Source organism: Gaetbulibacter jejuensis (assembly GCF_039524015.1).
In the GTDB taxonomy this organism is placed as follows: Bacteria; Bacteroidota; Bacteroidia; order Flavobacteriales; family Flavobacteriaceae; genus Gaetbulibacter_B; species Gaetbulibacter_B jejuensis.
Genome location: NZ_BAAAGF010000006.1, coordinates 43139 through 63416, shown reverse-complemented (window position 1 = coordinate 63416; position 20278 = coordinate 43139). Strand labels below are relative to the sequence as shown.

17 protein-coding genes and 2 tRNA genes are annotated in these 20278 nt (G+C 32.2%); 8 read left to right on the top strand and 11 right to left on the bottom strand.

Annotated elements, in window-relative coordinates:
• The first annotated feature begins 1 nt into the window (after position 1).
• The gene (locus ABD011_RS15565; RefSeq protein ID WP_343799746.1) at positions 2 to 505 is read left to right on the top strand and encodes a phosphoribosyltransferase family protein; all 504 of its coding nucleotides are present in this window, start codon (positions 2 to 4) and stop codon (positions 503 to 505) included.
• Here ABD011_RS15565 and ABD011_RS15560 read toward each other — a convergent pair.
• Entirely contained in the window at positions 497 to 1018 is a 522-nt protein-coding gene (locus tag ABD011_RS15560; RefSeq protein WP_343799744.1) for a shikimate kinase, read from the bottom strand. The two genes, ABD011_RS15565 and ABD011_RS15560, sit on opposite strands and share 9 nt — an antisense overlap.
• A 131-nt stretch (positions 1019 to 1149) precedes the next feature.
• Here ABD011_RS15560 and ABD011_RS15555 point away from each other — a divergent pair.
• The 7 genes from ABD011_RS15555 (at position 1150) to ABD011_RS15525 (ending at position 5832) form a co-directional block, all read left to right on the top strand.
• A tRNA-Lys gene (locus tag ABD011_RS15555) sits at positions 1150 to 1222 on the top strand.
• 57 nt (positions 1223 to 1279) lie between these two features.
• Positions 1280 to 1365: transfer RNA gene (locus ABD011_RS15550), tRNA-Leu, on the top strand.
• 53 nt (positions 1366 to 1418) lie between these two features.
• Positions 1419 to 2312, top strand: coding sequence for a MerR family transcriptional regulator (locus ABD011_RS15545; protein ID WP_343799742.1), 894 nt, complete (start codon positions 1419 to 1421; stop codon positions 2310 to 2312).
• Between the two features lie 45 nt (positions 2313 to 2357).
• Positions 2358 to 3824, top strand: coding sequence for a phytoene desaturase family protein (locus ABD011_RS15540; RefSeq protein ID WP_343799740.1), 1467 nt, complete (start codon positions 2358 to 2360; stop codon positions 3822 to 3824).
• Positions 3825 to 3826: 2 nt separating this feature from the next.
• Complete coding sequence (locus ABD011_RS15535) at positions 3827 to 4666, top strand: phytoene/squalene synthase family protein (RefSeq protein ID WP_129761773.1); 840 nt, start codon at positions 3827 to 3829, stop codon at positions 4664 to 4666.
• An 11-nt stretch (positions 4667 to 4677) separates the two neighbouring features.
• Positions 4678 to 5127 carry a sterol desaturase family protein gene (locus ABD011_RS15530; protein ID WP_131509039.1) on the top strand — a complete coding sequence of 150 codons (450 nt, stop codon included), beginning with the start codon at positions 4678 to 4680 and terminating at the stop codon, positions 5125 to 5127.
• A 3-nt stretch (positions 5128 to 5130) separates the two neighbouring features.
• Positions 5131 to 5832: a lycopene cyclase domain-containing protein gene (locus ABD011_RS15525; protein ID WP_343799737.1), complete on the top strand. Its 702-nt coding sequence runs from the start codon at positions 5131 to 5133 to the stop codon at positions 5830 to 5832.
• Here ABD011_RS15525 and ABD011_RS15520 read toward each other — a convergent pair.
• The 10 genes from ABD011_RS15520 to ABD011_RS15475 all read right to left on the bottom strand — a co-directional run bounded on the left by ABD011_RS15520 (position 5809) and on the right by ABD011_RS15475 (position 20168).
• The gene (locus ABD011_RS15520; RefSeq protein WP_343799735.1) at positions 5809 to 6372 is read right to left on the bottom strand and encodes a TlpA family protein disulfide reductase; all 564 of its coding nucleotides are present in this window, start codon (positions 6370 to 6372) and stop codon (positions 5809 to 5811) included. The two genes, ABD011_RS15525 and ABD011_RS15520, sit on opposite strands and share 24 nt — an antisense overlap.
• Before the next feature lie 116 nt (positions 6373 to 6488).
• Positions 6489 to 7364 carry an anti-sigma factor gene (locus ABD011_RS15515; protein ID WP_343799734.1) on the bottom strand — a complete coding sequence of 292 codons (876 nt, stop codon included), beginning with the start codon at positions 7362 to 7364 and terminating at the stop codon, positions 6489 to 6491.
• Between the two features lie 70 nt (positions 7365 to 7434).
• Entirely contained in the window at positions 7435 to 8106 is a 672-nt protein-coding gene (locus tag ABD011_RS15510) for a Crp/Fnr family transcriptional regulator (RefSeq protein WP_131509035.1), read from the bottom strand.
• 121 nt (positions 8107 to 8227) lie between these two features.
• Positions 8228 to 10492: an aconitate hydratase gene (locus ABD011_RS15505; RefSeq protein WP_343799731.1), complete on the bottom strand. Its 2265-nt coding sequence runs from the start codon at positions 10490 to 10492 to the stop codon at positions 8228 to 8230.
• A 247-nt stretch (positions 10493 to 10739) separates the two neighbouring features.
• Positions 10740 to 13520 (bottom strand): bifunctional aconitate hydratase 2/2-methylisocitrate dehydratase, encoded by a 2781-nt coding sequence (locus ABD011_RS15500; protein WP_343799729.1) that lies wholly within the window; start codon positions 13518 to 13520, stop codon positions 10740 to 10742.
• 264 nt (positions 13521 to 13784) lie between these two features.
• Positions 13785 to 14897 carry an acyltransferase family protein gene (locus ABD011_RS15495; RefSeq protein WP_343799727.1) on the bottom strand — a complete coding sequence of 371 codons (1113 nt, stop codon included), beginning with the start codon at positions 14895 to 14897 and terminating at the stop codon, positions 13785 to 13787.
• A gap of 59 nt (positions 14898 to 14956) precedes the next feature.
• Complete coding sequence (locus ABD011_RS15490; protein WP_129761766.1) at positions 14957 to 15910, bottom strand: AAA family ATPase; 954 nt, start codon at positions 15908 to 15910, stop codon at positions 14957 to 14959.
• A gap of 1 nt (position 15911) precedes the next feature.
• A complete protein-coding gene (locus ABD011_RS15485; protein WP_343799725.1) occupies positions 15912 to 17363 on the bottom strand; it encodes a peptidylprolyl isomerase in 1452 nt (483 codons plus the stop codon).
• A complete protein-coding gene (locus ABD011_RS15480; protein WP_343799769.1) occupies positions 17326 to 18144 on the bottom strand; it encodes a peptidyl-prolyl cis-trans isomerase in 819 nt (272 codons plus the stop codon). The genes ABD011_RS15485 and ABD011_RS15480 overlap by 38 nt, the downstream gene beginning before the upstream one ends.
• A 38-nt stretch (positions 18145 to 18182) precedes the next feature.
• Positions 18183 to 20168: a peptidylprolyl isomerase gene (locus tag ABD011_RS15475; RefSeq protein WP_343799723.1), complete on the bottom strand. Its 1986-nt coding sequence runs from the start codon at positions 20166 to 20168 to the stop codon at positions 18183 to 18185.
• Between the last annotated feature and the right edge of the window lie 110 nt (positions 20169 to 20278).

The following is a 20278-nucleotide window of genomic DNA, read 5'->3' as shown; positions in this document are numbered from 1 at the left end:
AATGACAGCCACTAAAAATACAATACTAACACATCAAGAAATTTTACATAAAATAAGACGTATTGCTTATCAAATTTACGAAAGCAATGTAAATGAATCTGAAATTATTTTGGCTGGTATTGATACTAATGGATATTTATTAGCAAAGAAGCTCAAGACGAATCTTGATAAAATTTCTGATATAAAATCTACTTTATGTAAGGTTGTTGTCGATAAAAAAAATCCGTTATCAGAAATAAAAACATCTCTTTCAGAAGAGGAATACACCAATAAATCTATCATTCTCATTGATGATGTTTTAAACTCTGGAAGCACACTTATTTATGGTGTTAAACATTTTTTAAACGTGCCATTAAAGCAGTTTAAAACGGCAGTTCTTGTTAACCGAAACCATAAGAAATTTCCTGTAAAAGCTGATTTTAAAGGTATTTCTTTATCTACTTCTCTAAAAGAGCATGTTGAAGTTGTTCTTAATGGAAAAAACTTTGAAGCGTATTTAAAATAGCTCTAGTATAATTTTTTCAGTTATTTCTTCTATTGATTTATTATCAGTAAGGATTGTAGCGTCAGATTGATTGTAATAATTAGTTCGCTCAAATAAATGCTTACCTATAAACTCTACCATCTCTTCTTTTGAATCAATATGAGCAATTAAAGGTCGTTTTCCCTTTTCATTAAATAATCGCTCAGTTAAAATAGGTATAGACGCCTTTAAATAAATACTTTTTGAGTGTTTAGAAGCTTTTATAAGTTCCATGTTATTTCCATAACACGGAGTTCCTCCTCCTAGAGAAATAATAGTATTAGTTGTGTCTTCTATTAACTCCTTTAAATATATGTTTTCAATTTTTCTAAAATAAATTTCTCCTTTAGATTGAAAAATTTCAGAAATAGTCTTTTTTTCCTTGGATTGAATATAATCATCAAAATCTATAAAATTATAGTCTAAAACTTGTGCAAGTTTGCTTCCAATAGTAGACTTTCCAGAGCCCATATATCCAATTAAAAAAAAATTCATTTTTACGTTATAAATTGATTATTAAATCCATAAGATTATGAAATGCAAAAAAACGAAAATTTATCTAAAAAAGGGTTTGGAAAATAAATTAATCGTTTTATATTTGCACCCTCGTTAAGAGAAACACGGCAGACTTGGTAGCTCAGTTGGTAGAGCATCTCCCTTTTAAGGAGAGGGTCCTGGGTTCGAGCCCCAGCCAAGTCACTAAAAAAAAGTTAAGCGAAATGCTTAACTTTTTTTATTTTTGAACACTTCATTTTTGCGCACGTGGCGGAATTGGTAGACGCGTTAGGTTGAGGGCCTAATGACCGTTTTTGGTCGTGGAAGTTCGAGTCTTCTCGTGCGCACTTTTTAAATTACTTCTTTTTTATTAATTTTGTTTAGTTTTTTTAAGCAAAAGATGAACAACATTAAAAACGAATTCAGTATCAAAGACCTTGAACACCTTTCGGGTATCAAGGCACACACAATACGTATTTGGGAAAAACGCTACAACCTATTAGCTCCCAACCGTACTGAAACTAATATTAGAACTTACAGTATTGAAAGCCTACAAAAGCTTTTAAACATTACTGCTCTTTATAATAATGGTTTAAAGATTTCAAAAATTGCAAAACTAACTCCTGAAGAAATTATTGAAAAAGCAAAGGAACTTGCAATCTCTTCTAATGAAAACCATCTTTTAAATACTTTTAAGATAGCTGCACTAAACTTTGACAAAGCTCTTTTCATTAATACATTTAAGAATTTAGAAGAAGAAAAAACGTTTTCAGAAATTTTCTATGAAGTATTTATTCCTTTATTAGAAGAAATTGGTTTTCTATGGCAAACCAATACAATAACTCCTGCACAAGAACATTTTATTTCTGAACTGATAAAGCAAAAAATATTAGTTAATACTGAGCAATTTCAAACTGCTGAAATAAAAAAACATGACAGAGTTTATGCTTTATTTCTTCCTGAAAATGAAATTCATGAACTCGGTTTGCAGTTTGTGAATTTTGAACTAACAAAATTAGGTTATCAAACTATCTATTTAGGTGCAAGTGTACCAAGCAAAAGTCTTGAAGATTTACTGACTCATTATGATTATGTAGATTTTATAACCTATTTCACAATAAGACCAGACGCAGATAGTATTGACAACTATCTCAGTTCTTTTTACGATACATTATTAAAAAAAGAAAACAAATTGCATATCTTAGGGAGATTAGCTTTAGAAATAGACGAATCATCAATTAATAAAAAGATTAAACGCTACACTTCCATTAAAAATTTAGTAGACTCAATATAAATATTTTTATTTTGTTTAATCTTTTTTTATATTTGTTAAACATTTATGAAAAAAGTTGCAATTATAGGTTCTGGGTTTTCGTCTTTGGCTGCGTCATGTTACTTAGCCAAGTATGGTTATGACGTAACCATCTACGAAAAAAATAAGACCATAGGTGGTCGAGCTAGACAATATATAAAAGATGGTTTTACATTTGATATTGGTCCAACATGGTATTGGATGCCAGATGTGTTTGAACGCTTTTTTAGCGATTTCAATAAGCATCCTAAAGACTATTATCAATTAGAAAAGCTCAATCCTGCATATAGTGTTTATTTTGGGAAAAATGATTTTATCACCATTGAAGATACTTTAGATAAAATCTGTATTGCATTTGAAAAAGAAGAACCAGGAAGCTCTAAAAAACTTAAAAAGTTCATTCAACAAGCCGAAGACAACTACAATATTGCCATCAAGGATTTGGTATATAACCCTGGAGTTTCTCCTCTAGAGCTTGTGAATTTACAAACAGCTAAAAAATTAAATCAGTTTTTTGGTACTATTAAAAAAGATGTTAGAAAAGCATTTAACAATAAACGCTTAGTACAAATTCTAGAGTTTCCTGTTTTATTTTTAGGCGCTAAACCAAGCGACACACCTTCGTTTTATAGTTTTATGAATTATGCCGATTTTGGATTAGGCACCTTTCACCCAAAAGGAGGTATGTACCAAGTAATATTAGCGCTTGAAAAACTAGCAAAAGAACTTGGTGTTACCATTAAAACTGAAAACCCAATTCAAAAGATTTTCGTAGATAATGGTAAAGCCAATACCATTATTACCAACAGCAGCAAAATAATTAATTGTGATATTGTTTTAAGTGGTGCAGATTATCATCATACCGAAACTTTACTAGAAGAGTCCTACAGGCAATATAGCGAAGCATATTGGACCAAAAAAACTTTTGCTCCTTCTTCACTCCTATTTTATGTTGGGTTTAATAAAAAACTAAAAAATGTAAATCATCATACTTTGTTTTTTGATGTGGACTTTGACACACATGCCGAAGCTATTTATGATAACCCTAAATGGCCAGAAAAACCTTTATTCTATGCTAGTTTTCCTTCAATAACTGATAATTCTACTGCTCCTAATGATAAAGAAGCTGGAATTTTTTTAATACCTTTAGCTCCAGGGCTTGAGGATACTGAAGCGTTACGAAGTAGTTATTTTGATAAAATTATCAATCGATTTGAAGCATTAACTTCTCAATCGGTTAAAGAAGATATTCTTTTTAAAGAATCGTTTTGTGTGAATGATTTTATATCAGAATATAACTCCTATAAAGGAAATGCCTATGGAATGGCCAATACGCTATTACAAACTGCATTTTTACGACCTAAATTAAAAAGTAAAAAGGTTAACAACCTTTATTTTACTGGACAACTTACCGTTCCTGGACCTGGTGTTCCACCATCATTAATATCTGGGAAATTGGCTGCAGAACTAATAAACAAACATCATTCTCTTTAATTATGAAAGCTCTATTTGACACTGTTTCTCATGAGTGCAGTAAAATCACCACTAAAACGTACAGCACTTCTTTTTCATTAGCAACAAAAATGCTTGCTAAATCCATTCGTCAAGACATTTACAATATTTATGGTTTTGTAAGGTTTGCTGATGAGATTGTAGATTCTTTTCACGACTACAATAAAGAGTTTTTGTTTCATTGGTTTGAAAAAGACTTAGAACTAGCAATACACAATAAAATTAGCTTGAACCCTATTTTAAATGCGTTTCAAGAAACGTATCATAAATACAATATCGATAAAGCTCTTGTCACTGCTTTTATGAAAAGCATGAAAATGGATTTACATAAAACAGATTATTTAACACAAGACGAGTTTAAAGAATACATCTATGGTTCTGCTGATGTTGTTGGGTTAATGTGCTTAAAGGTATTTGTTAAAGGTGATGAAGAGAAATACCAAAAACTTAAAGATAGCGCTATGAGTTTGGGTTCTGCTTTTCAAAAAGTAAATTTCTTAAGAGATTTAAAGGCCGATTTTGAAGATTTAAACAGAAGTTATTTTCCTAATGCTGATTTATCTAAACTTGACGAGCAATCAAAACAAGATATAATTAATGATATTGAAGAAGATTTTAGCAAAGGTTTGGAAGGTATAAAACAGTTACCAATTGAGGCTAAATTTGGTGTATTCATGGCTTACAGATATTACAGCCAATTATTAAAAAAGCTCAAGAAAACGCCTGCACTTAAAATAAAGTCTACACGTATTAGGGTTTCAAATTCTAAAAAAATTGAACTCTTAACTAGGAGTTATGTTAAATATCAATTGAATTTATTGTAACTTTAAAAACGATGCAAACACTTTACTGGATATTAGTTTTCTTAGGCACATTTTGCTTTATGGAATTTATGGCGTGGTTTACCCATAAATACATCATGCATGGATTTTTATGGCATTTGCACAAAGACCATCACAGAAAAGATCATGACAGTTGGTTTGAACGTAATGATGCTTTCTTTTTGTTTTATGCAGCTGTAAGCATTGTTTGCTTTTATTTATGGAGCTATGAAAACGTTTGGTTTTGCTTACCTATTGGCTTAGGTATTTTTGCTTATGGAGCTACCTATTTTATTGTTCACGATATTTTTATTCATCAGCGATTTAAGCTTTTTAGAAATGCTAACAATTGGTACGCTAGAGGTATTCGTCGTGCACATAAAATGCATCATAAACACTTAGGAAAAAGTGATGGAGAATGCTTTGGAATGCTGTTTGTTCCTTTTAAGTATTTCAAAAAGTAATTTATGAACTACTTATACCTACTTCTTAATATTGGTTCGTTATCTGTTCCTTTTTTATTTAGTTTTCACCCAAAATTAAAGTTTTACAAATACTGGAAATCATTAGCTATTTCAATAGTTATAACTATGCTGTTTTACATTCCTTGGGATGTATTATTTACACAAAATGGTTTTTGGGGTTTTAACGACACCTATTTTTTAGGACAAAAATTTCTTGGTTTGCCTATTGAAGAATGGCTGTTTTTTATTTGTATTCCGTATGCATGTGTGTTTACTCACCATTCACTTTTATATTACTTTCCAGATAAAAAACTATCTGAAGGTTTTACTAAAAAACTTAGTTACTGTTTAATTATACTCTTTTTATTTTTGAGCATATTCTTTTACAGCAAATGGTACACTCTTGTTAATTTTAGTTATGCTGTTATACTTCTATTGTTAGTTATGAAGTATAATTTACAATTACTTAGAACCTACTATTTAACCTTTATAGTGATGCTTATTCCTTTTTTTATTGTGAATGGAATTTTAACAGGAAGTTGTATTGAAAACGAAGTGGTTTGGTATAATGATGCTGAAAATTTGGGCATAAGACTTTTTACAATACCAATTGAAGACAGTATTTATGCTTTTACCTTAATTTTAACCAACTTAGTGTTAACTGAGTTTTTCCAGTCAAAATTACTTAATAAGCAATTCGTCTAACTGTTCACGAACCTTATCACTGTTCCAATTAGCAGCTCCATTTTTATCAACCACAAGATATCCTTCTCTATCTATAATAAATGTTCTAGGAATACTTCTTGAACTAAGATCTTCAGGATACTTGGTCAAAGGATTAAAAATTTGAATATTATACCCTTTTTTATCTAAGAATGCGTTAATGACTTCAGGAGATTCATCTGAAACTAATAAAAACACAACGTTTTCGTTATAATCATTATACAAATCTTGAATAGACTGAAATTCTGCAATACAAGGAGGACACCAAGTTGCCCAAAGATTTACAAACACCACTTTACCTTTAGCGTCCTTAAAATTAAACTCGTTGCCATTTAAATCTCTTAAATTCCAACTAGAATACTCTATTTTTTTTCGGTCTTCTTTATCAATAACCGAAGGACTAAACTTTGAAATCACAGACTGAATTGCTACTTGAATAGGTTGTCTTGTTTGAGGAATAAGCATTAAAACTATTATTACTAAAAAAACAATGTTGCTTATTTTAAGTTTTCTAAATGTCATTTGCTGTTGTATATTTTTTCAAAGGTAAAATAGAATATCCAAACACAAGAAAAGCATAGCCTCATAATTGAAACCATGCTTCAAATCTATAAATTAATTAAACTCTAAACTATAAATTATCTTGTAACAGAACCTGATAAACTAGCAACAGGTCCATCTCCTAAATTAATTACTGTATGTGTCATTGCATCATTTGGAACCATGTGAGCTAATGGTTTTAGCGTAAATGGCATTGGGCTATTATCTGGAAAAGGTTCAACCGAAACAACTACTGTTGTTCCTCTTAAATCTGTTGGAAAAGTTAATCCAGTAGGTGCATTTTGTAAATAATCTTCTCCTGGGTAACTTGGTCCATCTCCCGAATCTCCTTTAAAAGGTGATGTTGTTGCGTTATCATCAAAATCATCAACCAATGTAAAAGTACCTGTACTTACAGGAGTTCCATCTATTACTGCCCAACCTTCATATTTCCAACCATCTTGTAATGTTGGTAAGTTTAAACCTGTCATAGGACTTCCACTTGAATTGTCTAAAAACCACACACCACTAGCTTCATTAGTATCATCCATATCTGTTGGTGTTGCTAAAATATAAGTACCAGAAGCTGAGCTAAAGTCACCAACTATACTATTACTATCCACCATTGCCAAATCTCCAGTAAAAGCACCAGCTAAAATTTTTGTTGCTGCTGGAGCAGGATCAGGATCAACAGCTGGTTCAATAGACAATACAAACATTGTTGCTTCATTTAATTGCATTGTGTTAACTGAAAAGGTTTGTGGAAAAGTAACACTAGAAAAAGTTCCTGTTGATACTGGTTGACCATCAACAATAATCCAGCCCTCATAGACATAATCGTCACCTAAAGCTTCCAATCCGTTAAGGTTTAACGTTAAATTCGAATTTGGACTTGTAGTATTATCGTCATCATCACTACACGACACCACTAACACTGAAAGCAGCACTACTGCTAAAAACATTCTTTTAATCATTGCATAAATTTTTAAGGTTATATGCCAAAATTAAAAGAGCTACAAATTATAAAATGTTAGCTAGCTAACATTAGGCAATTTTTTTCAATAATCTTATCTCTTTTCTATTGAAATCAATTAAATGTTCTTCCTTCAATTCGTTTAAAAGCACATTTAGTGTTGGTCTAGAAGTTCCTATAAGTGACGCCATATCTTTTTGGGTGTATGGATGTTTTATCACTCTATTTCCTGTGTCTTTACAGTCATAACCATACTCATCACACAATTCCTCTAAAAACTCCATAAGTCTAGTTTTTGAGTCTTTAAACAATAACAACTGTAAACGTCTTTCTAGTTTTTTAAATCTAAACCCAATAAGCTTATACACTCTAAAACTAAAGGTTTCATTATCGCGCATTAAAGTATGCATCGTATCGACACCTATTGGACAAATAGAAGTTTCATTGTCTATAGACTGAGCAAACTCATCTCGCATACGTTCTCCCAAAATGGCTTTTTCTCCAAAGAGTTCTCCTTTAGTTAAAATAGCTTTTACTACTTCGTCTCCTGATTCGCTGTAATAACCAATCTTTACTTTACCTTTTTCTATAAGAAATACCTTGTTAGAATTATCAGCTTCAAAATAGATATAATCTTGCTTTTTATAAGAAGTAAACTCGTGAGATTTTCTATATGCTTTAAACTTATGAGGACACAGTATTTTAAACAAGTTAACATCCTCGAAAAACCAAACTGATTTCATAATATACTTGAATTGTGTTAGTTATCAAATTCAGTCGAAAGCACTTGCTTTATCCTTACATACAAAACAAAAAAAACTCCTGAAGAACCTTCAGGAGTTTTAGTATTCATTTCATTAATGTTTATGCGTTTTCTGCAGCAATTAGGTTTAATGCAGATCCAGCTTTATACCATGCAATTTGTGCCTCGTTATAGGTGTGATTCACTTTTATAGTGTCTTTACTACCATCTGCATGAACAACTTCAATAGTTAATTGCTTGTCAGGAGCAAACTCGTTTAAATCTAAGAAGTTAAACGTATCATCTTCCTGAATTAAATCGTAATCAGCTTCATTCGCAAAAGTTAATCCTAACATACCTTGCTTTTTCAAGTTGGTTTCATGAATACGCGCAAAAGATTTCACAATTACAGCAGCAACACCAAGATGTCTTGGTTCCATTGCAGCATGCTCACGAGAAGAACCTTCTCCATAGTTATGATCTCCAACTACAATCGTTTTAATGCCTTTAGCTTTATATTCTCGTTGTGTATCAGGAACACCAGCATAATCTCCAGTAATTTGACTTTTAACCATGTTTGTTTTCATATTGAATGCATTTACAGCACCAATTAAACAGTTGTTAGAGATATTATCTAGGTGTCCACGAAAACGCAACCAAGGTCCTGCCATAGAAATATGATCTGTTGTACATTTTCCATGTGCTTTGATTAATAACTTTGCACCTTTAATTTCATCTCCAATTGGCTTGAATGGTGTTAAAAGCTCTAAACGTTCAGAAGTTGGAGATACAATTACCTCTACTCCACTTCCGTCTGCTAATGGCTCTACGTATCCATTTTCTTTTACCTCAAAACCTTTAGGTGGTAATTCCCATCCTGTTGGTTCATCTAACATCACTTCTTCCCCATCTTCATTGATTAATTTATCAGTCAATGGATTAAAATCTAAACGTCCTGCAATAGCAATGGCAGCAGTCATTTCAGGCGATGCTACAAATGCATGTGTATTTGGGTTACCATCAGCACGCTTAGCAAAATTACGGTTAAACGAATGCACAATACTGTTTTTAGGCGCATTCTTAGGGTCTTCATAACGAGCCCACTGACCAATGCATGGTCCACATGCGTTAGTAAAAATAGTAGCATCTAGTTTTTCAAAAATCTCTAAGATACCATCGCGTTCAGTTGTATATCGTACTTGCTCAGAACCTGGATTAATCCCAAATTCAGCTTTTGTTTTTAATTTTTTATCTAAAGCCTGTTGTGCAATAGAGGATGCTCTTGATAAATCTTCATAAGACGAGTTAGTACAAGAACCAATTAATCCCCATTCTACCTTCATAGGCCAATTGTTTGCCTTAGCTTTTTCGGTCATTGTTCCTACTTCTGTAGCTAAATCTGGAGTAAAAGGCCCATTTAAGTGTGGTAACAACTCTGATAAATTAATTTCAATAACTTGATCGAAATATTGCTCAGGGTTAGCATACACTTCAGGATCTGCTGTTAAATGTGCTTTTACTTTATTAGCTTCGTCAGCTACATCTTCTCTATCAGTAGCACGCAAGTAACGCTCCATAGACTCATCATAACCAAACGTAGAGGTTGTTGCACCTATTTCGGCTCCCATATTACAGATAGTTCCTTTTCCTGTACAAGACATAGAAGTCGCACCAGGACCAAAATATTCTACAATAGCTCCAGTACCACCTTTTACAGTAAGTATTTCAGCTACTTTTAAAATCACATCTTTTGGTGCTGTCCATCCAGATAATTTACCTGTTAATTTAACACCAATCAACTTTGGAAATTTCAATTCCCAAGCCATACCTGCCATTACATCTACAGCATCAGCACCTCCAACTCCAATAGCAACCATACCTAATCCTCCTGCATTTACAGTATGCGAATCAGTACCAATCATCATTCCTCCCGGAAATGCATAATTTTCTAAAACTACTTGATGGATAATTCCAGCTCCAGGTTTCCAAAAGCCAATTCCATACTTATTTGATACAGAGGCTAAAAAGTCAAATACTTCACTACTCGTTTCATTTGCTCGTTTTAAATCGGCAGCTGCTCCTTGCTTTGCTTGAATTAAGTGATCGCAATGTACAGTTGTAGGTACAGCAACTTTGTCTTTACCAGCTTGCATAAACTGTAATAAAGCCATTTGCGCTGTTGCATCTTGACAAGCAATACGGTCTGGAGCAAAATCTACATAATCTTTACCTCTTACAAAGGCTTTTTCTGGACTACCATCCCAAAGGTGAGAATATAAAATCTTTTCAGATAGTGTTAATGGTTTACCTACAACTTCACGTGCTTTATCTACACGTTCGGCCATATTAGTATAAACCTTTTTAATCATGTCAATATCAAATGCCATATAAATCTTCTTTTATAGTGTTTACGTATTAAAATTATTAAAAAAAAGTGACACGCCTTTTTATTTAAGTAAGATATCACTTTAATTTAGATTTGTTATAAGTTACATTGCCTTTAAAGCATAATATTGCAACCATAACGTAGTAGCGATAATTTAATAAAATTCAACTCAAACTATCATAAAAAAAGGTTAATAAAAAAGCCCGAATTTTTAAATTCGGGCTTTTGAATATAAGTTGTTATGACTGTTACGCCATTACTAATTGTTTTTGAGATGGCTTAAACTTGGTTAATACTATTCCATCTACAGCAGCTTCGTATTCTTGCATAGTTGGTGTACGACCTAGAATAGTTGATAATACTACAACTGGTGTTGATGATAATAATGATTCACCTTTTTTACCATCAGCATCCTTTACAACACGACCTTGGAATAAACGTGTTGATGTTGCCATTACTGTATCTCCAGGCTCAGCTTTTTCTTGGTTACCCATACAAAGGTTACAACCAGGACGTTCTAAATACAACATGTTTTCGTATTTAGTACGTGCAGCTGCTTTTGGTGCATCATCGTTAAACTCGAATCCTGAGTACTTTTGTAATACTTCCCAATCTCCTTCAGCTTTTAATTCATCAACAATATTGTATGTTGGTGGCGCTACAACTAATGGTGCTTTAAATTCTACTTTACCATGTTGAGCTTCGATATTTTTTAGCATTTGCGCTAAAATTTTCATATCACCTTTATGTACCATACAAGATCCAACGAAACCTAAATCTACTTTTTTAGTTCCGCCATAGTATGATAATGGACGAATAGTATCGTGTGTATAACGTCTTGAAGGATCTTCGTTGTTTACATCTGGATCTGCAATCATTGGTTCTGCAATTTCATCTAAATCGATAACCACTTCTGCATAATATTTAGCATCTGCATCTGGCTTTAATGCTGGCTTAGAACCAGATTTAAGCTCTTCTATTCTGTTGTTTGCTTTATCTACTAAACCTTGTAACATTTGCTTTTCGTTATCCATACCTTTTTTAATCATGATTTGGATACGATCTCTAGCAATTTCTAAAGATTCGATTAAGGTTTCTTCTTCAGAAATACAGATAGACGCTTTCGCTTTCATCTCTGCAGTCCAATCTGTAAATGTAAAGGCTTGATCTGATGTTAACGTACCAATGTGTACTTCGATAACACGACCTTGGAATACGTTTTCGCCATCAAATTGCTTTAACATTTGTTGTTGCGTTGCATGTACCACATCACGGAAATCCATGAAGCTTCTCATGTTACCTTTAAACGTTACTTTTACAGACTCTGGAATTGGCATTGTTGCTTCACCAGTTGCTAAAGCTAATGCTACAGTACCAGAATCGGCACCAAAAGCAACACCTTTAGACATACGTGTGTGCGAATCTCCACCAATGATAATATCCCAATCGTCTACCGTAATATCGTTTAATACTTTATGAATTACGTCTGTCATTGCGTGATAATGACCTTTTGGATCACGACCAGTAATTAAACCGAAATCGTTCATAAATTTCATTAAACGCGGAATGTTAGCTTTTGATTTGTCATCCCAAACTGAAGCTGTATGACAACCTGATTGGTAACCAGCATCTACGATTGGTGAAATTACGGTTGCTGCCATCATTTCTAATTCTTGAGACGTCATTAAACCTGTAGTATCTTGAGAACCTACAATGTTTACTTCTACACGAACGTTAGATCCAGCGTGTAATGTTTTTCCTGGAGTTGTACCAACAGCGTTTTTATTGAAGATTTTTTCTACTGCTGTTAACCCTTGGTTTTCTACAGTAATTTCTTTAGATGCTGCGTACACTTGAGGAATTTCGATACCTAAAACTTTACAAGCAAAAGTTTGTAATTTTTTACCAAAAACCACAGCATAAGATCCACCAGCTTTGATAAACTCCATTTTTTGTGGTGTTAATGCTGTAGAAATATCTTTAAGCTCTTGGTCTCCGTTATATAATTTTTTCTCTTTTGTATTAATTGTTAAAACCGTACCAGTTTTTACAGAATATACCTCTTTTAAAATTGGCTCACCATCTGCGTCTACAACTGTGTTACCGTTTTCGTCTTTTTGTTTTACCCAGTTTTTAAGGTCAATTCCAATTCCTCCAGTTACACCAACTGTAGTTAAGAAAATTGGTGCAATACCATTTGTTCCAGCGATTACAGGTGCAATATTGATAAACGGTACATAAGGTGATGATGGAATACCTGTCCATAATGCCACGTTATTTACACCAGACATACGAGACGATCCTACACCCATTGTTCCTTTTTCTGCAATAAGCATAATACGTTTATCTGGATGCTGCTCTTTTAAAGCTAAAACTTCTTGTTGCATGTCTTTGTTATGCTCAAAGATAGATTGCCCATGTAACTCACGATCTGATCTTGAGTGCGCATCTGCACCAGGTGATAATAAATCTGTTGAAATATCACCAACACCAGCAACATAAGTTACTACTTGAATTTCTTCTTGAACTTCTGGAAGTTTTGTAAAAAATTCTGCTTGTGCATAACTCTCAATTATCTCTTTTGCTATCGCGCTACCAGATTTCATTGCTTGTTCTAATCGCTCAGTATCTGCTTCGTATAAAAACACTTGTGTTTTTAATACTTTAGCTGCAGCTTCAACAATTGCTTTATCTTCACCTAAAGCTAAATCCAAAAGTACTTCTACAGATGGTCCACCTTTCATGTGAGATAATTGCTCGAAAGCAAATTCTGAAGTAATTTCTTCTACTTTAGTTTCACCTAAAATAATTTCTTTTAAAAAGTCTGCTTTTACACGTGCAGTACTTGTAGTACCTGGTAAAACGTTATATATAAAAAAGTTTAAAGAATCTTTTCTATGCTCGTTATTTTCATCTTTTATTTGTGCTATAATTTCGCTTAATAATTCTGCGCCATCAATAGGCTTTGGATGTAATCCTTGAAGTTTACGAGCTTCAATTTCTTTAAGGTAGTCGTTGTATGTTTGCATATATGTTTATATATATTTTATTATTGTAAAAAACGTAATGCACATAAGCATTACTTTATTTAAAACAGACAGCAAAATTACGAATTTTAATATGCATTTTAAAATATGCAACGAAATTGCATTTTCTTTGAAAATAAACCACGAAACAATAACAAAACAACGTTTAAGGTAAAAAATTAGCTTTTAAATTATTAGTTGAACAAAAATTTAACAATTCACCTTATTTAGAACGAGTCTTTATTGTAGTTTTTTCTATCGAACAACCTAATCACCTACATGTTTATCTCTATAAAATAATATTGGTCGTTCAAAAAACGCATAGATCATTTGCGACATACTTAAAGTTAATACCAAGAACAAAAGCAACAGTAAACCTTTTTCAAAAAAAGCTAATTGCTCTATTTTAAAATTCCTTTGAATACTTAGCAGAATCAAAGAATAATTCACTAAATAAATAGCATACGATCGTGTACTTAAAAAGTAAAAGACCTTGCCAAAAAACTTATGTTGTTTTAATTGAATACAATACGGAAACAACAAAGCACAACTTAGCACTACTATAGGCAAATAAAAAAACACATAAAATCCTAAATGCGTTTGAGGCAGCAAACTATAATGGTAAATCAAGAGATGGGTTCCTCCAAAAACAGTACATGCGATACTAATACAAATTTTTCGGTTTTGTTTAAAAAACGTAGCATAAGTATTCATTATATAGACTAATAAAAACCCAAAATAGATAGCATCCATTCTATATAACACTACTTTTCTAAACCCTGAGCTCCAATCTTTATAACTAGTAACATGAGTATTGAAATAGTAACTTATTTTGAAAGCGAAAAGTGCAACTATCATAATGAGCGTCACCTTTAAAAACAACTTTTTATGCTGCTTTTTAAACATAAAAAAAGACAGATACAGCAAAAAAGGAAGTAGTAAATAAGCATACTCTTCAATGGATAAACTCCAAGCTTCTGTAAAAAAATCAGGATGTGGATTTATAAAGTTTTGTAAAAACGGAATGTAAAGCCATAAACTTTTAGGTAGTGCATCACCAAGAATTAGCAGTAAAACGACATTAAGCACTAATACCAAAAAGTAATTAGGCAATGTCCTAAGCCAACGTCTTTTCCAGAAGGTTATTAAATCAGAAAATGAAGTCTTACCAGACTCAATATTTTTTAGCAGCAGTCCTCCAATTAAATAACCACTGAGTACAAAGAATAAATCTACTCCTACAGCTCCTAAAGTTCTTGTAAAAAGTATAATTGGGTTATTGGTTTCTGTATAAAATAAAAATGTACAATGCGATATTACTACCAAACTGATAGCAATAGACCTAATAACATCTAAACCATAAACTCTTTTGGAACGCATTAAAGCCGCTTATTCTTTTTAAAAATAAGCAATTTACTGGATAATTGAAGTGAATTAAATTAGAACAAGCTTTTTATAATTTGCTCATCGGTAACACCTTCTGCTTCGGCTTTGTAGTTTTTAATAATTCTATGTCTAAGGATACCTGTAGCAACAGCTTGAACATTTTCAATATCTGGGGAGAATTTTCCGTGTATTGCAGAATGTGTTTTTGCAGCAAGAATTAAGTTTTGAGACGCTCTTGGTCCTGCTCCCCAATCTACAAACTCCTTAACCAAATCAGAAGCTGTAGATGCATTTGGTCTCGTTTTTCCAACCATACCAACAGCATATTCTATCACGTTATCAGCAACAGGAATACGACGTATTAAATTTTGAAAATCTATAATTTCTTGTGCAGTAAATAAAGCGTTTACTGTTTTAGCAACATCAGTTGTAGTGGCTTTTACAACTTCAACTTCTTCAGCAAAAGATGGATATTCTAGATTAATTGCAAACATAAAACGGTCTAATTGCGCTTCTGGTAAAGGATAAGTTCCTTCTTGCTCAATTGGGTTTTGTGTTGCTAATACAAAGTATGGTAAATTTAGTTTGTAATGATGACCTGCAACCGTTACTGCACGCTCTTGCATTGCTTCTAATAAAGCAGCTTGCGTTTTTGGAGGTGTACGGTTAATCTCATCAGCAAGAATAATGTTAGCGAAAATAGGTCCTTTTATGAATTTAAACTGACGGTTTTCATCAAGAATTTCGCTTCCAAGAATATCACTTGGCATTAAATCTGGTGTAAACTGTATACGTTTGAAATCTAATCCTAAAGCTTGAGCAATGGTATTTACCATTAAGGTTTTAGCTAAACCAGGAACTCCAATCAATAAAGAGTGTCCTCCTGAAAATATTGAAATCAAGATTTGGTTTACTACTTCATCTTGACCAATAATTACTTTGGCTATTTCACTTTTTAGGGCTTGATATTTTTTTACAAACTGTTCTACAGCTGCTACGTCAGACATATTATTCTTCTTTTTTTAACCAATTGCTGCTAAATTCACAATCTCTATATTCACCATTAACTTTTATATAAGTATCCAATATTTTTTCATCTAGCCACTTGTCAATTGCTTTGTACTGCTTGTCTTGTTCAGCTAAACTTTTAATTTTTAAATAATCTTTAGCAAAATCGGCTTTATGCTCATCAATTCTATCAGTAACCGTCAAGATTTTAAACTTAATACGGTTTACTCTATCTTCATCTTGATACACTAAACTTATTTCGTTGTCTTTTAAGTTTTGAATTTGAGTATATAATTCAGGATCCATTTTAGTTAACTCAAAATTGAAATCTTGAGTTTTTGGATTAATTAATTGCCCACCATCTTGTCTGGTTTCTTTTTCATCACTCATTTCTCTTGCTGCATCAGCAAAAGTGATTTCGCCATCAACTATACGTTGTCTAATTAATTCTATTTTATCTTTAGCTTCTTGAATTGCTTCTTGTGTAATTTCAGGACGTAAAAGAATGTGTCTTACATCGTAAATTTGACCTCTAATTTTTTCAAGGTAAATGATATGGTATCCAAAATCGGTTTCAAAAGGCTCAGAAATTTCACCTTCCTGTAAAGAGAAAGCAACATCTCTAAACTCTTTTACCATTTGAGGTCTTTTCTTATTTAAAGAGTATTTTCCACCATCTTTACGAGAGGCAACATCATCAGAATAAAATACAGCTTTTGTTGTGAAACTCGCTCCATTTTCGATAACATCAGCTTTAAATTCTCTTAATCTGTCAATTACCTTTTGTTTTTCCTCTTCAGATACTTTAGGGATTACTACTATTTGAGCCACTTTTAATTCAGTACCAAAAATTGGTCGTTCCTCTTCAGGGATTTCGTTGAAATACTCACGTACTTCTTCTGGAGTTACTTCAATATCCTCAACAATTTTACGCTGCATTTCCATTGCAAGCTTTCCGTTTTTGTTGATTTCAAAAATTTCTTCTCTTAGGCTTTCTTCAGAGTCTTTATTATAGAATTTTAAGATCTCTTCCATTGAACCAATTTGCTCCATTAAATAGCTCATTTGCTGGTCGATGTTAGAACGGATTTCCAACTCATTTACCACAATACTATCTTGAATAGCATGATGTGCATACAGTTTATCTTCTAACAGCTTACCAAACAACTGACAGCGTGAAGGCATTTCGCTAGCTGAAACTCCTCTTTGTTGTAACTGAATGATTTCCTTGTCTAAATCGGAGTCTAATACCACATAGTCTCCAACTACTGCTGCTACACCATCTATTTTTTTACGTTGGTTAGCAGTATTAACAGTATCTACAGACTTTACCGCTTCTTTTTCTTCGATAATTTCTTGAGCATTGGCAAATGTAAATCCAAGCAGTGTTGTTACTGTAAACAGAAACTTTGTATTAGTTAAAAATTTCAAATTGATTGTTTTTAATTGCATCTTTGGTAATATCTTTTTCAAGTTGCTTTATAAGCTCTAACTTCCTTTTATTTATTATTATTTGATTAATGGTAGGTTTTACATACTCTAATGGAGCATAATCATTTTGCAGTAATACATCATTAATTTGCATCAAATATAGGTGTAATGAATCTTTGAGTTGTAAAAAATTAGATTTTTTTAACAGTTCTTTTTTATTCTCTGCATTTAAAACTGGTACCTTCTCAATAACTTGTGAGGTTTTTACCCAAACAGAGTCGTTTAACGAGTAGGATTTAAACTGAACCGAAATAGAATCTAAATATCTTTTATCATTAGTATCAAAACGTTTAAAACGTTTTTCTATATCGTCAAGATTAATTGCATTTTGAGGAATATTGATATATCTAAACTTTACAAGTTCTTCGTTAAGCTTAAATGTTTCTTTGTTTTTTGAATATACTGTATCAGCTTCAGACTGACTTACCGTTGTATCAATATTTTTCTTTACTAAAGCATCTAAATAGGCTTTTGTAAACAAGTCCTTTTTATATTGACTTACTAATTTATTGAAATTATTTTGTGTGGTTTCAGGCAAGTTACGTTCAGCACCTTCAACCAACAATAATTGGGTTGCCCAACGTGTAATGTAGTTGTTAACTAATAGCGTGCTATCTTCTACCGAAGTTCCTTCAGCTACTAAATCTTTTATATCTTCTTCGTAAAGATAGGTTTCGTTAACACGAGCAATAGGAGTTCTATCTTCTGTCTTTTTAAAAAAATCACAGGACAAAACACACACAAAAGTTATTATAATAACGCTAAAACGTTTAATCAAAATTAGTTTAAAATTTGAGATTTTACCTTTTCTAAAACAGCATTATCAACTTCTACTTTATAGGTTTCATTTAGGCTTTGTAACCAGTTTTGTTCAATGTAGTTTTGATAATCGCTTATAACCATACCTTTTGCCTCTTCAAAAGTTTTTGTACTCTTAGGAAGTACTTTATCTACTTTTATAACATGGTAAGCTCCATTGTAATTGTAAATTTTTGAAAGTCCTTCTTTGTATTCAAAATCTTTTGGTAAAGATTGGTGTTGTGTGTCCATAATACCTCTTGTAAAAATCACTTTTTGTTCTTTATCAGTATTAAGTTGAGTATTTATCTCATCCACAGTTTTACCAGCTTTAAAAAGGTCTATCACTTTAGAAACATCTTTCTTTTTTGCAGCAGTTGCAACTACTCCATCAATTCTATTTTCCCAAACGTAGTTTGAAGAATTTTTATTGTAATAAGCCTCAAGACCAACAGTATCTTTTACTGCTGCATTCCACACTTGTTTTTCCATAAGGTCAAACAATAACAATCCATCTCTGTATTCGTTTAAAATAAATGCAAAATTTTCATCTTCAAACTCAAGATTATCTTCTCTGTATTTAATAAGGTTAGCATCTAAAAAAGCGTTGTATTCTTTAGAAATAACATCTTTTGGCGAAACGTTTTTACCTAAATACCCTCTTTGTACACTTTTAAGATGGTTAGCAAAATCGCCATAACTAAACTCAGTATTTCCAATAACTAAAAAGTTTTTCTTAGCATCAAAACCTGAGGGAACATTCCAAGCGCCTTTGAAAAAATCATCAACAATTAAGGTTTCAAAATAAGTTAAGGCTTTTTCGTTTTCAGTAATCTTGTAGCTGGATTTCAATTTTTCGGTTAATGCTGTATTTATTAATGCTGAACGAGAATCGCGCTTAACCCTTTGTTCTAATTCAGGTTTCATAACATCAAAAGCATCTAACGGTTTTTTATCCACTAGCTTAACTATGTGCCAACCGTATTCTGATTGAAAAGGCTCAGAAATATCACCAGCATTTTTAAGAGCAAATGCACCATCTTCAAAAGCTGTTGAGCTTAATTGACCGCTTTTAAATGGTGATAATAATCCTCCTTTTCCTGATGAACTTTTATCGTCCGAAAATTGTTTAGCCAACATTTCAAAACTCTCTCCTTGTTCAATCTTTTTATACAGTTCGTTGATACGTACTTCTGGTTTTAAAGTAGAATCCATTTGCTTGTTTGACACCATTATATGCTTAACTGTAACCTCTCCTCTTGATGGTCTCTTGTCTTCTACCTTTAAAATATGATATCCAAAACTACTTCTAAATGGCATCGATACCTCTCCAACATTTGTATTGTAAGCTACATTTTCAAAATCGTAAACCATTTTAAATGCCGAAAAATAGCCTAAATGCTCAGCGTAAGTTTCGTAACCCTTATAATTTAACGCTCGTGAGTTTTGCTGCTTGTAGTTTGCATTTAAATCGTTAAAAACCGTTTCAAAACCTTCTTTTTGTGCACGTTTTCTAAGCTCTAACAAGTCATTGTAAACAGCAGTAGTATCAGTATTTGAAGTATCAAATCTGAATAAAATATGAGATACTTTTACATCGTAAGCCAAACGATCATAAGCCTCTTTAACCAAAGCATCAGTTACTTTGTTATCGGTTAAATAGTTTTTGGTAAGCTGTTTTTTATAGTTTAAAAATTCTCTTTTATAATTAGCATTCTCATCTAATCCTAATCGTTTTGCTTCTTTTATCTTAAGCTTATAATTGATAAACAATTTTAAATACTCATCTACATCTTTTTGAGATTCGTCTTTTACCAATTCAAGATTTTTATTGTAAACTCTAATAAACTCTGATGCTTTTACAGGATCTCCATCAACTGTAAACAATACATCTTGCTTATTTGTTTGGGCAACACTAAATGCTGTGAAACAAAAAAAAGCAGAAAGTACAAATAACTTTAAATTCATAAATTTAGTAGTCTATTATGTGATTTGAGCAAAAATAAAACAATTAGAATATTAAACAACATGCTTTTACATCACTTTTACATTTTACTTAAAAAAACTAACTATATTTA

Excerpts from the sequence above, each read along its gene's own strand:
- ABD011_RS15545 (WP_343799742.1), top strand. The coding sequence starts at position 1,419 with ATGAACAACATTAAAAACGAATTCAGTATCAAAGACCTTGAACACCTT.
- ABD011_RS15500 (WP_343799729.1), bottom strand. The coding sequence starts at position 13,520 with ATGCAAACATACAACGACTACCTTAAAGAAATTGAAGCTCGTAAACTT.
- ABD011_RS15530 (WP_131509039.1), top strand. The coding sequence starts at position 4,678 with ATGCAAACACTTTACTGGATATTAGTTTTCTTAGGCACATTTTGCTTT.
- ABD011_RS15535 (WP_129761773.1), top strand. The coding sequence starts at position 3,827 with ATGAAAGCTCTATTTGACACTGTTTCTCATGAGTGCAGTAAAATCACC.
- ABD011_RS15520 (WP_343799735.1), bottom strand. The coding sequence starts at position 6,372 with ATGACATTTAGAAAACTTAAAATAAGCAACATTGTTTTTTTAGTAATA.
- ABD011_RS15525 (WP_343799737.1), top strand. The coding sequence starts at position 5,131 with ATGAACTACTTATACCTACTTCTTAATATTGGTTCGTTATCTGTTCCT.
- ABD011_RS15485 (WP_343799725.1), bottom strand. The coding sequence starts at position 17,363 with ATGCAATTAAAAACAATCAATTTGAAATTTTTAACTAATACAAAGTTT.
- ABD011_RS15495 (WP_343799727.1), bottom strand. The coding sequence starts at position 14,897 with ATGCGTTCCAAAAGAGTTTATGGTTTAGATGTTATTAGGTCTATTGCT.
- ABD011_RS15540 (WP_343799740.1), top strand. The coding sequence starts at position 2,358 with ATGAAAAAAGTTGCAATTATAGGTTCTGGGTTTTCGTCTTTGGCTGCG.
- ABD011_RS15510 (WP_131509035.1), bottom strand. The coding sequence starts at position 8,106 with ATGAAATCAGTTTGGTTTTTCGAGGATGTTAACTTGTTTAAAATACTG.
- ABD011_RS15505 (WP_343799731.1), bottom strand. The coding sequence starts at position 10,492 with ATGGCATTTGATATTGACATGATTAAAAAGGTTTATACTAATATGGCC.
- ABD011_RS15475 (WP_343799723.1), bottom strand. The coding sequence starts at position 20,168 with ATGAATTTAAAGTTATTTGTACTTTCTGCTTTTTTTTGTTTCACAGCA.
- ABD011_RS15515 (WP_343799734.1), bottom strand. The coding sequence starts at position 7,364 with ATGATTAAAAGAATGTTTTTAGCAGTAGTGCTGCTTTCAGTGTTAGTG.
- ABD011_RS15560 (WP_343799744.1), bottom strand. The coding sequence starts at position 1,018 with ATGAATTTTTTTTTAATTGGATATATGGGCTCTGGAAAGTCTACTATT.
- ABD011_RS15565 (WP_343799746.1), top strand. The coding sequence starts at position 2 with ATGACAGCCACTAAAAATACAATACTAACACATCAAGAAATTTTACAT.
- ABD011_RS15490 (WP_129761766.1), bottom strand. The coding sequence starts at position 15,910 with ATGTCTGACGTAGCAGCTGTAGAACAGTTTGTAAAAAAATATCAAGCC.